The sequence below is a fragment of the Marinimicrobium sp. UBA4509 genome (assembly GCF_002388575.1).
GTDB classification, from domain to species: Bacteria; Pseudomonadota; Gammaproteobacteria; order Pseudomonadales; family Cellvibrionaceae; genus Marinimicrobium; species Marinimicrobium koreense.
The window spans coordinates 1-11,742 of sequence record NZ_DGMV01000075.1 but is presented as its reverse complement, the minus strand read 5'-3'; the positions used below and the strand labels follow the sequence as shown (position 1 = coordinate 11,742).

Sequence of the window (11,742 nt, the reverse complement as noted above, 5' to 3'; positions counted from 1 at the left end):
CGCGAAGAGCACGGTGGGTGGGATTATACGGTGACCCGTCCGGTCAACACCGGCACCGCTGATATCCGGGGTGTCGAGTTGGGCTGGAGCCAGTTCTTTGATCAGCTTCCCGAGCCCTTTGATGGCCTGGGTATGCAGGCCAACTACACCTACATCGACAGCAGCACCGATGTGCCTCGCGATGAGGGCTCCAACCCGGTCGATACCGACGGCAGTGAATACGGGCAGATGCCCTTTGAGGGGCTGTCGGAGCATTCCTACAATCTGGTGGGTATGTACGAGAAGGGGCCGCTGTCCGTCCGTCTGGCGTATAACTGGCGGAGTGACTTCCTGATGTCCGTTGGCCCCAATGGCTTTAACGGCACCGATCGCGATATCACCTGGCGCCTGCCGGTGTATAACGACGATTACGGTCAGATGGATGGGTCGATCTTCTACGACATCACCGACATGCTGTCACTCGGCCTGGAAGTGAACAACATCCTCAATTCGGAAACGCGCACGATCATGAAACAGAACGCAGCGGGAGACCACTACGCTTCTTACTTCCTGAACGACACGCGCTATGCATTGACCCTCAGGGCCAATTTTTAGGTGAGACCCGGCGGTAGGGAAGCCGCCGATATTGTTGGCATGCTTGGCGCCGGTGTTTTTACCCCGGCGCTTTTTTGTGCGGACCGGCTACGAAAACGACGCCCAGATGGGGCAGTGATCGGACGGGCGCTCCATACCCCGAATGTCATAATCGACGCCCGCCTCCGTGCATCGTTCGAGTAACGGCTCGGTTGCCAGAATGAGGTCGATTCTCAGGCCCCGTTTGGGGTCGGCATCAAAGCCTTTGCTACGATAGTCAAACCAGCTGAAGGTACGCTCTTCGTCCGGCTGGTGTTGACGGAAGGTATCCTTCAGACCCCAGTCCAGCAGAGTATCCAGCCATTCCCGCTCTTCCGGCAAAAAGCTGCACTTTCCGTCGCGCAACCAGCGCTTGCGGTTCTGCTCGCCAATACCGATATCCCGGTCAGTATGAGAGACGTTCATATCGCCCATGACCAGCAGCGGTTTGGAAGGGTCGCACTGGTCGTTCAGGAAGGCCATCAGGTCCTGGTAGAACTTGCGCTTATTGGGAAATTTGACCGGGTGGTCGCGGCTTTCACCCTGGGGGAAGTAACCATTCAGAACGGTCACTTCGCCGCCGAGGGGAGAGTCGAATACCCCTCCGATAAAACGCCGTTGGGATTCTTCCAGATCTCCGGGGAAACCCTTGATCACCTGCTTGAAGGGGTGGCGGGACATTAGCGCTACGCCGTAGTGCGTTTTCTGACCGTAGAACTCTACGTGGTAACCCATGTCCCGGATTTCCTGCTCGGGAAACTGCTCGTCGGTGACTTTGGTTTCCTGCAAGCCGATGAAGTCCGGTTGATATTTATCGATCACCGCCTGCAACTGGTGGAGGCGGGTACGGATGCTGTTTACGTTGAAGGAAACGGCGTTCATGCGGTTCAATTCCTGAGTCCGATCTGATGGAGGCGTGGGTTAAAAAATACCCCGAAAACGCACCGAGGGAAAAGGCCTGTGCGGTATCGGGGCTCGGGTTTGGATGTTGGTTACCAGTTGGCGACGCGATCCCGGTCCTGTTCATCCATGGATTCGAGCTGCTCAATGAAGTCCACCAGAATATGTCCGGCTTCGTTGAGAAACGGATCCTTGTCCGGGTTGATTTCACTGCGTGAAAGCGCACTGAAGCTGACCAGGTCGCCTTCTTCTTCGTCGTCGTTGGCCGCTTCTCCGGCGTCCGCGCCCTCGGTCGCGTCCTCGTCGTCGCTGCCGGCCAGGCGGTCAATGTCTTCGTAACTGTCATACAGGGACAGCCCTTTGGCTTTCCGGCGCTCGTTTTCGAGTTGCAACAGAGACGCTTCCAGGGATTCCTGTTCGTTTCGACGCTGTTTTTCATTCAGGGAGACGACCGTGCGGTCCTTGTTCTTCTCCGTCAGCGCCATCTGATCGCGCAGGTAGATGAAATCCGGGTTCTTCTCTACGCGCTGCTCGTGCAATGGGTTCAGGTGCGGAAGAAGCGCCTGAATGTCAAAGTAACGAGAGTGTGGAACCGCGTGAATCTTGTCCCAGGGTAAGGCGTTGTCGTAAGTGCTCTCGCCGACATCGTCTACGTTGACCAGGCTAGGCAGCGTCATGTCGGGAATAACTCCGCGATGCTGTGTGCTCTCGCCCGAGACGCGATAGAACTTGGACTCCGTCAGCTTTAACTGGCCGGCATCGACCGGTACCAGCGATTGCACGGAGCCTTTGCCGAAGCTCTGGGTGCCAACAATGATGCCCCGGCCGTAATCCTGGATGGCGCCGGCAAAAATTTCCGAAGCCGATGCACTCAACCGATTTGTCAGCACCACCAGAGGCCCGCGGTAGGCCGCCCGGGAGTGTGATTGATAATTGCGTGAAATCAGTTCATTGGTCTGGCGAATCTGTACCACGGGCCCGCGATCGATAAACAGGTCGGTCAGGGTAGTGGCCTCCTGCAGGGACCCACCGCCATTGCCGCGCAGATCAAGCACAATCCCGTCGACGTTTTCTTTTTCCAGCTCTTGAAGAATCCGGTGCACGTCACGGGTGGTGCTCTTGAAGTTCGGGTCGCGCTTGCGATAAGCCTCGAAATCCATGTAGAAGGTGGGTACACGAATCACGCCAATTTTGTAGCGGTCGCGCCCATTCATAACCTCGAATACGTCGTGCTTCGCCGCCTGTTCCTCAAGCTTGACCTTGTCCCGGGTGATGGTGATGACTTTGGTCGCACTGTCGGTGGGGGCCTTGGCCGGGAGCACTTCAAGGCGGACAACCGTGTCTTTTTTGCCGCGAATCTGCTCCACCACTTCGTCGAGGCGCCAACCGACCACATCGGTCATTTCACCCTCCTCGCCCTGGCCGACCGCGACGATGCGATCCGCTGGGCGAAGTTCCCCCTGCTTGTCCGCCGGCCCGGCGGGAACCAGACGCATCACCTTGGTGTGTTCGTCCTCGGTCTGGAGTACGGCCCCAATCCCCTCCAGGGAGAGTGACATGTTGATATTGAAGTTTTCGAGTGTTCTCGGCGACAGGTAGTTGGTGTGCGGATCGTACAGGGTGGTCAGGCTGTTGATTACGACCTCAAAGGCATCATCGCTGTCCTGCTGGCGAACCCGGCGCAGTTGGTTTTCATAGCGTTTGCGCAGGAGCTCCTTGCTCTCTTCCAAGTCTTTCCCGGCCAGTACCAGATCCAACAGGCTGGCTTTGACCCTGCGGTGCCAGAGCTCATCAGCGGTTTTCTTGTCCTCGGGCCACTCGGCCTGCTCCCAATCCACCACGAGCTGATCGTCGGTGGTGAAGTCGTACTTGATCTCATCACTCTCCAGCCGCTCAATCACCGATTCCAGGCGCGTCGTCAGGCGCTGCCGGTAGATATCGAAGATGTCGAAGGCTTCATTCAGGTTGCCCTTGGCGAGCCAGTTGTCGAACTTCTCACGATGACGGTTGAATCCGTCGATATCAGCCTGGAAGAAGTAGCTTTTGGTGGGGTCCAGGGTTTTCAGGTAATTGTCCAGATACTCGGACGACAGGTCGTCATTGAGGGACTGGTCCCGGTAATGGTGCTCGCTCAGTTGCTGGACCACGCTCGCCGTGACCTGGCGGTGCTGATCGGTGATTTCCAGGGGGGCCAGGGCGGCAGCCCAGAGCGCTGGGGCGCTGAACAACAGAGCCGAAATGGCGAGACTGCTGCGCAGGAACTTCGGGACGTTGAGCATAGGTTCAATCCTGCTTTGTTTCCGGTGGCCAGCGAACTGTGGTTGACTATCGCCAGTGACACTGGAAGCGGCGTTAATACTGGGTTTCATACTACTATAGCCCCCGGAGTATGGCTACCGGAGTGGGTTCGGGAGACGTTTAGAAAGGTAAATCGGCGCAAGAGTTCCCCAGAACGCACTGGGGCCGCACTAAGTGCGGCCCCAGGGTGGGTCGGTAAAGGCCCGGTGGTGTCGGCCTCAGGCGGGGTAATCGCGCTTGCTGTAGCCGGTGTATAGCTGGCGTGGACGGCCGATCTTGTAGGGTGCGCTCACCATTTCCTGCCAGTGGGCGTACCAGCCGACGGCGCGGCCTGTGGCAAAAATCACGGTAAAGGCTTCGGTGGGAATGCCGATGGCCTTCATGATGATGCCGGAGTAGAAATCCACATTGGGGTAGAGTTTCTTCTGGATGAAGTACTCGTCTTCCAGGGCGATTTTCTCCAGGCGCTTGGCGATCGCCAGCAGCGGATCGTTTTCCAGGCCCAGCTCGGACAGCACCTCGTCAGCGGCCTGCTTCATCACCTTGGCGCGCGGATCAAAGTTCTTGTAGACCCGGTGACCGAAGCCCATCAGACGGAAGGGATCGTTCTTGTCTTTGGCTTTGGCGACATAGGTGTCGATGTTGTCGACGCTGCCAATTTCCTCAAGCATGTTGAGAACGGCTTCGTTCGCACCACCGTGGGCGGGGCCCCACAGGGTAGCGATACCCGCTGCGATGGCGGCAAAGGGGTTGGTGCCGGATGAGCCGGACAGACGCACGGTGGAGGTGGAGGCGTTCTGCTCATGGTCGGCGTGCAGCAGGAAGATCCGGTCCATGGCTTTGGCCAATACCTGATTGACTTTGGGGCTTTGGCCGGCGGTACCAAAGGTCATGTTCAGGTAGTTTTCAGCGTAGGCGAGATCGGCGTCCGGGGCGATGAACTCTTCGCCCTGGCGGTGCTTGTGGGCCATGGCGGCAAGGGTCGGCATCTGACCGATCAACCGGTAGGCCGTAACCCGACGACTCTCTTCGCTGGTGATGTCGGTCTCTTCATGGTAAACCGCGGCCAGAGCGTTCACTGCGCTGCCCATGATGGCCATGGGGTGAGCGTTGCGACTGAAGCCTTTGATGATCTGAGCCACTGAGTCGTCGACCTTGGAGTGCTTTTTGACTTCGTCGGCGAACGTCGCTTTTTGTTCTTTGGAGGGGAGTTCGCCGTTCAGCAGAAGGTAGCAGGTCTCGAGGTAGTCAGAGTGCTCGGCTAACTGATCGATGGGGTAGCCACGGTGCAGAAGCACGCCTTTGGCGCCATCGATGAAGGTAATTTTGGACTCGCAGGGGGCGGTGGACATGAACCCCGGATCGTAGGTGAAAAAACCCTTTTTGGTCAGGCCGGAGACATCAATCACGTCAGGGCCGGCAGTGCTCGGGTAAACAGGCAGATCAATAGGCGCATCCAGGCCGTCGACCGTTAACCGTGCTTTTCTGTCAGTCATTACGGACTCCTGTGGTTTACAAACTTTTAAGGCTTCCAGGAATGGCTGGATGGCCAGACCGGGTTTTTAATCGGGGCGTCACTATAAGCCCCGGCGTGGGTTTGTCAAACAGCCCACGGGTTGATGGGAGGCGGCATTATAGAGGAGAAGGCCTGATTTCGGTAGTTTTTCGAGATCGGGTTGGCAAAAAATCCACTTGACGGCGAGGGCGCCCGTGTAGTGGCCGGCCCGTTGGTGCCGGGGTGCCCGGCATCACGGAGGCTTTGACTGGAGGCAATGATCCGGCAGTGGTGGGAACGTCGTAACAGGTGACAGCGCTGTCGGATTTTACCCCCGGGGACGGGGTGGTGAACAATCCGGTGGTGATTTGCCTCCAAATGGAGCATCAAGCGGCTCCAGTGCACGCCAATCGGGCATTTCCGGGGGATTTTTGCCCGGGTTTTTGTTTGTGTTTCAGGATTCGACTCTCTATAATACGCCGCGACTTGCAGGCAGCGGTGAGAGAGCCAATCGCCGGTCCAGACCATGCCCTGAGAAGAGACATTGGCCCGGACGGCGCATAAACAAATCAACCTGGCGACCGCCCTGTGTGCTCTGGAGAGATGCGCTTGGCGCTATTTCGCTAACCTGCCTACATTAGCTGGGCTAGAAGGTGACTATCAACCGTGAAAAACCAAAGACCTGTCAATCTCGATATCTCCACCATCAAACTTCCGATTACCGCTATTGTTTCCATTCTTCACCGTGTCTCCGGTGTGTTCCTTTTTGCCGGTGTGGCCGTACTCCTCTGGCTGCTTGATGGCAGTCTTGCCTCCGAAGAGCAGTTTGTGGCTCTGCAGGAAACGCTGACCCAGCCGGTCTGGCAAATCGTCGTCTGGGCCGTTGTCGCCGCGCTCGCCTATCACATGGTGATGGGGGTCCGGCACCTGATTATGGATTGTGGCATTGGTGAAAGCCTGAAAGGTGGTCGCCTCGGTGCGAAGCTCGCACTGGCGCTGGCCGTTGTACTGATTGTTCTGGCAGGAGTCTGGATATGGTAACCGCGGTAACCAATCTCGGCCGCAGCGGCCTGTACGACTGGCTGATTCAGCGCGTGAGCGCTGTGATCATGGCCGTCTACACCGTCTTTATTGTGGCTTATATCGTAATAACCCCCGAACTGAGTTTTGAGCAGTGGCAGGGCCTGTTTGGTCAGCTGTGGATGCGGGTGTTCACCCTCATGACCCTGCTGTCCGTGGTGGCCCACGCCTGGATCGGCCTGTGGGCGGTCCTGACGGACTACATCACCGAGCGGATGATGGGCGGCAAAGCCCTGGTGTTGCGTCTGCTGGCTCAAGTACTGCTGGCGGTAGTCGCCGTGACTTACACCCTCTGGGGTGTTGAAATTATCTGGGGGTTTTAAACTATGCGCACGATTTCCTTTGACGGCATCGTCGTCGGTGGTGGCGGCGCGGGTATGCGCGCGGCCCTTCAGTTGGCCAGCTCCGGTTACAAAACCGCGGTTATCACCAAAGTATTCCCGACCCGGTCGCACACCGTATCCGCCCAGGGCGGCATCACCTGTGCCATTGCCAGTTCTGACCCCAATGACGATTGGCGTTGGCACATGTATGACACGGTGAAGGGCTCCGATTATATCGGTGATCAGGACGCCATCGAGTACATGTGCTCTGTGGGCCCGGAGGCCGTGTTCGAGCTGGAGCACATGGGGCTGCCATTCTCCCGTACCGAAGAGGGGCGCATTTATCAGCGTCCGTTTGGTGGTCAATCCAAGGATTTTGGCCGCGGCGGCCAGGCGGCGCGCACCTGCGCGGCGGCGGACCGCACGGGTCATGCGCTGCTGCACACCCTGTACCAGGGTAATATCAAGAGCAACACGGTGTTCATGAACGAATGGTATGCCGTGGATCTGGTGAAGAACGCCGATAACGCTGTTGTGGGCGTAATTGCCATCAACATTGAAGACGGCGAGACGGTGTTTGTCCGCTCCAAGGCCACAGTGCTGGCGACGGGCGGTGCCGGTCGTATTTACGCCTCCACCACCAACGCGCACATCAACACCGGCGACGGTATCGGTATGGCGCTGCGCGCGGGCTTCCCGGTCCAGGATATGGAAATGTGGCAGTTCCACCCGACCGGTATTTACGGTGCGGGCACGCTGGTCACCGAAGGTTGCCGTGGTGAAGGTGGCTACCTGGTCAACAAGGATGGCGAGCGTTTCATGGAGCGCTACGCGCCCAACGCCAAAGACCTGGCAGGCCGCGACGTCGTTGCGCGCTCCATGGTGATGGAAATTCTCGAAGGCCGCGGCTGTGGTGATAAGGGCGACCACGTCTTCCTGAAGCTAGATCATCTGGGTGAAGAAGTGCTTGGTAAGCGTCTGCCGGGTATCGTAGAGCTGTCTAAAACCTTCGCCCACGTTGATCCGGCGAAAGACCCGATTCCGGTCGTTCCGACCTGCCACTATATGATGGGCGGTATTCCGACCAACATTCATGGCCAAGCAATTACCCAAGACGAAAATGGCAACGACCATATCGTTAACGGTCTGTTTGCCTGTGGTGAAGCGGCATGTGTATCAGTACACGGTGCTAACCGCCTGGGCGGTAACTCGCTGCTGGACTTGGTCGTCTTCGGTCGCGCTGCGGGCATGTTCATCGAAGGCGCGCTGAACGAAGGTATCGAGTATCTGGACGCTTCCGAGTCAGACATCGAATTCGCCATGAAGCGTATTACGCGCTGGAACGAGTCTGAAGAGGGCGGCGAAAGCATCCCTGAGCTGAAAGCCGAGCTTCAAGACATCATGCAGAACTCTTTCGGTGTATTCCGCGAAGAGAAAAACATGCAGGAAGGTGTCAAAAAGCTAGCGGAACTGCGTGGCCGTATTGCCAATGCGCACCTGCCGGACAAATCCAATGTCTTCAACACTGCTCGTGTTGAGGCGCTGGAGCTGGACAACCTGATGGAAGTGGCAGAAGCAACGGCGATTGCTGCCCTTGAGCGTAAAGAGAGCCGTGGTGCCCACTCGCGCTACGACTACCCAGACCGTGATGATGTCAACTGGCTGAAACACTCGCTCTACTTCCCAGCTACTAAAGAGCTGAAGAAGCGCGACGTTAACTTCAAGCCGAAAACTGTTGATACGTTTGAGCCTAAGGTTCGCACCTACTAATCTCCGCACTGACGAGAGGGAGTCACCATGTCCAATCTTCAGGTATCCGTATACCGCTACAATCCGGAAACCGACTCCGCGCCTTATATGCAGGAGTTTCAGGTCGATACCAAAGGCCGTGATCTGATGGTGCTGGATGTTTTGCACCTGATGAAAGAGCAAGATAGCGGTTTAGCCTATCGCCGTAGCTGCCGTGAAGGTGTATGCGGTTCCGATGGCATGAACATGAACGGCAAAAACGGCTTGGCATGCATCACGCCGCTGTCCGATGTTGTGAAAAACAACAAACTGACGCTGCGCCCGCTGCCTGGCCTCCCGGTCATCCGTGATATGGTGGTTGACATGGGTCTGTTCTATAAGCAGTACGAGCGTATTCAGCCGTACCTGCAGAACGATACGCCAGCGCCAGCCATTGAGCGTCTGCAGTCGCCGGAAGAGCGCGACAAACTGGATGGTCTGTACGAGTGTATTCTGTGTGCGTGCTGCTCGACTTCATGCCCGTCGTTCTGGTGGAACCCGGACAAGTTCGTGGGCCCGGCGGGTCTGCTGCAGTCATACCGCTTCCTGGCCGACAGTCGCGATACCGCCACGCGTGAGCGTCTGACCAGCCTGGAAGACCCGTTCTCGGTGTTCCGTTGCCGTGGCATCATGAACTGCGTTGCGGTATGCCCGAAAGGTCTGAATCCGACCCGTGCAATTGGTAAAATTCGTGAAATGTTGCTCGCAGATGCGACGTAACTCATTAATCCTGTGAAAAAAAGCGACTACCACATAAGTTGCATCACAAAGCTACTTAAATCGTGGCGCTTCGCTTGTTATCATAGGGGCTGTCATGGTGCGGCGACGCGCCGCACCATGGATCAGCCAAGTTTAAAAGCCGGTGCGACAAGTACCGGCTTTTGAGCATGAACTGGTAATGAAACGCGTCATCATACGTGTATGAAAAGGGCTACCGGCCACAGGTCGGCGCCGCCGGCAAACGTCCCGCCCCGCCGGCAGGGCAATAGCGATGTCGTTGCACGCATGCAGCGATGCCGATACCACCCCATCAGTGCAGGGTGACCGAGAGATGCAACAAGGCATAATGGAGTTGATGTGGCGTTCCTCTCACGTTAGTGGTGGCAATGTCCACTACGTGGAAGCGCTTTACGAGCAGTACCTCGCCGATCCTGATTCTGTCTCAGACGAGTGGCGCAGCTATTTCGATCAGTTGCCGCGTGCTGAAGGCAGTGCCTCCCACGATGTTCCACTAAGCCCCATTCGTGATCAGTTCTACCAGCTTGGCCGTGAAAGGCGCCCAGGCCGGGTGGTCGCCGCGTCCGACAGCGGTGAAAACAAAAAGCAGGTCAAAGTTCTGCAGCTGATCAACGCGTATCGCTTCCGTGGCCATCAAAAGGCCAATATCGACCCGCTTGGTCTGCGTAATCCCACCCCCGTCCCCGACCTCGACCTGTCATTCCATCAGCTGTCCAAAGCTGATCTTGATACCGAGTTCCAGACAGGTTCTTTCTTCCTGGGTATTGATAAAGCACCGCTGCGCGAGATCGTCGACGCGCTGGAGCAGACCTACTGCCGCTCCATCGGCTGCGAAATCATGCACATCGTGGATACCGAAGAGAAGCGCTGGCTGCAGCGTCGTTTCGAATCGGTACGCAGCGCGCCCAAGTTCAGCGATGACGTGCGCAAGCACGTACTGGAACGCCTGACGGCTGCGGAAGGTTTGGAAAACTATCTGGCATCTAAGTACCCGGGTACCAAGCGTTTCGGTCTGGAAGGCGGTGAGTCGTTCGTGCCGATGATGGACGAGCTGATTCAGCGCGCCGGTGGCTATGGCACCAAGGAAGTCGTGATCGGCATGGCCCACCGTGGCCGCTTGAATCTGCTGGTCAACATCCTGGGCAAGAACCCTGCGGATCTGATCGACGAGTTCGATGGCAAGAAAGTCATCGAGCGTGGTTCTGGTGACGTGAAATACCACCAGGGCTTCAGCTCCAACGTCATGTCGCCTGGTGGCGAAGTCCACCTGGCCATGTCGTTCAACCCGTCGCATCTCGAAATCGTCGCGCCGGTGGTGGAAGGCTCGGTACGTGCCCGCCAGGATCGCCGCAATGACGCTGACGGAAGCAAAGTGCTGCCGATCAATGTTCATGGCGATGCCGCCTTCGCGGGGCAGGGTGTGGTCATGGAGACATTCCAGATGTCTCAGACCCGCGCCTACAAGACCGGTGGCACGGTACACATCGTCATCAACAACCAGGTGGGGTTCACGACCTCCAACCCGGCCGATGCACGCTCCACCGAATACTGTACTGACATTGCCAAGATGGTTCAGGCGCCGATCTTCCACGTCAACGGCGATGATCCGGACGCGGTCATTCACGCCACCCAAGTGGCCCTGGATTACCGTCAGCAGTTCAAGAAAGACGTCGTCATCGACCTGGTGTGCTACCGCCGTCGCGGCCATAACGAGGCCGACGAGCCATCGGGCACCCAGCCGCTGATGTACGCCAAGATCAAGGACCACCCCTCCTCACGCACGCTGTATGCGCAGCGCCTGATCGAGCAGGGCGTGCTGTCCGAAGACGACGCCAAAGCCATGGTGGAAACCTACCGCGATGATCTCGTGGCAGGCAATCACGTGGCCAACGCGCTGGTTCAGGAACCCAACAAGTCGCTGTTCGTCGACTGGGCTCCCTACCTGGGCCATGAGTGGACCGGCAATGCCGACACCACCTTCGACATGAAACGCCTGCAACAGCTGGCGGCGAAGATGTGTGAAATACCGGACGGTGTCGATGTTCAGCGTCAGGTCGCCAAAATCTACGAAGACCGGCGTAAAATGCAGGCGGGTGGCATGGGGCTCAACTGGGGCTTTGCCGAAACGCTGGCCTACGCCACGTTGCTCGACCAAGGTCATCCTATCCGCATCACCGGGCAGGATGTGGGGCGTGGGACGTTCTCCCACCGTCACGCGGTCGTGCACAATCAGAAAGACGGGTCGACCTATGTACCGCTGCAGAATATGGCCGACGGTCAGCCGCGCTTTACCATTCACGACTCCTTCCTATCAGAAGAAGCCGTGCTGGCATTCGAATACGGCTACTCGACCACCGCCCCGAATGACTTGGTTATTTGGGAAGCGCAGTTTGGTGACTTCGTCAACGGCGCTCAGGTGGTAGTGGATCAGTTCATCTCTTCCGGTGAGACCAAGTGGGGTCGCCTATGCGGCTTGACCATGCTGCTGCCTCATGGCTATGAAGGCCA

At 57.5% G+C, this 11,742-nt stretch carries 9 protein-coding genes; 6 read left to right on the top strand and 3 right to left on the bottom strand.

Translation table 11 applies throughout. The features are described 5' to 3' along the window. Positions 1-594, top strand: a 594-nt coding sequence (locus B3520_RS14165; protein WP_286876332.1) for a TonB-dependent receptor domain-containing protein, incomplete at its 5' end; no start/stop codon positions are given. Positions 595-681: 87 nt separating this feature from the next. Here the strand turns inward: B3520_RS14165 and xthA are convergent. The 3 genes from xthA to B3520_RS14150 form a co-directional block, all read right to left on the bottom strand. After that, positions 682-1,494 carry an exodeoxyribonuclease III gene (gene xthA / locus B3520_RS14160; protein WP_024460488.1) on the bottom strand — a complete coding sequence of 271 codons (813 nt, stop codon included), beginning with the start codon at positions 1,492-1,494 and terminating at the stop codon, positions 682-684. A 110-nt stretch (positions 1,495-1,604) separates the two neighbouring features. Further along, positions 1,605-3,791 (bottom strand): carboxy terminal-processing peptidase, encoded by a 2,187-nt coding sequence (locus B3520_RS14155; protein WP_286876331.1) that lies wholly within the window; start codon positions 3,789-3,791, stop codon positions 1,605-1,607. 237 nt (positions 3,792-4,028) lie between these two features. Then, positions 4,029-5,306, bottom strand: coding sequence for a citrate synthase (locus B3520_RS14150; RefSeq protein WP_123637615.1), 1,278 nt, complete (start codon positions 5,304-5,306; stop codon positions 4,029-4,031). Between the two features lie 665 nt (positions 5,307-5,971). Between B3520_RS14150 and sdhC the strand changes: the two genes are divergently transcribed. The 5 genes from sdhC to B3520_RS14125 form a co-directional block, all read left to right on the top strand. Beyond that, entirely contained in the window at positions 5,972-6,346 is a 375-nt protein-coding gene (gene sdhC, locus B3520_RS14145) for a succinate dehydrogenase, cytochrome b556 subunit (protein ID WP_024460485.1), read from the top strand. Continuing rightward, positions 6,340-6,708: a succinate dehydrogenase, hydrophobic membrane anchor protein gene (gene sdhD / locus B3520_RS14140; protein WP_024460484.1), complete on the top strand. Its 369-nt coding sequence runs from the start codon at positions 6,340-6,342 to the stop codon at positions 6,706-6,708. The genes sdhC and sdhD overlap by 7 nt, the downstream gene beginning before the upstream one ends. 3 nt (positions 6,709-6,711) lie before the next feature. Beyond that, positions 6,712-8,478 carry a succinate dehydrogenase flavoprotein subunit gene (gene sdhA / locus B3520_RS14135; protein ID WP_286876330.1) on the top strand — a complete coding sequence of 589 codons (1,767 nt, stop codon included), beginning with the start codon at positions 6,712-6,714 and terminating at the stop codon, positions 8,476-8,478. Between the two features lie 27 nt (positions 8,479-8,505). Beyond that, positions 8,506-9,216 carry a succinate dehydrogenase iron-sulfur subunit gene (locus tag B3520_RS14130; RefSeq protein ID WP_016914530.1) on the top strand — a complete coding sequence of 237 codons (711 nt, stop codon included), beginning with the start codon at positions 8,506-8,508 and terminating at the stop codon, positions 9,214-9,216. Between the two features lie 331 nt (positions 9,217-9,547). Then, positions 9,548-11,742, top strand: a 2,195-nt coding sequence (locus B3520_RS14125) for a 2-oxoglutarate dehydrogenase E1 component (RefSeq protein ID WP_286876329.1), incomplete at its 3' end; no start/stop codon positions are given.

Excerpts from the sequence above, each read along its gene's own strand:
- B3520_RS14155 (WP_286876331.1), bottom strand. The coding sequence starts at position 3,791 with ATGCTCAACGTCCCGAAGTTCCTGCGCAGCAGTCTCGCCATTTCGGCT.
- sdhA (WP_286876330.1), top strand. The coding sequence starts at position 6,712 with ATGCGCACGATTTCCTTTGACGGCATCGTCGTCGGTGGTGGCGGCGCG.
- B3520_RS14130 (WP_016914530.1), top strand. The coding sequence starts at position 8,506 with ATGTCCAATCTTCAGGTATCCGTATACCGCTACAATCCGGAAACCGAC.
- B3520_RS14150 (WP_123637615.1), bottom strand. The coding sequence starts at position 5,306 with ATGACTGACAGAAAAGCACGGTTAACGGTCGACGGCCTGGATGCGCCT.
- sdhD (WP_024460484.1), top strand. The coding sequence starts at position 6,340 with ATGGTAACCGCGGTAACCAATCTCGGCCGCAGCGGCCTGTACGACTGG.
- xthA (WP_024460488.1), bottom strand. The coding sequence starts at position 1,494 with ATGAACGCCGTTTCCTTCAACGTAAACAGCATCCGTACCCGCCTCCAC.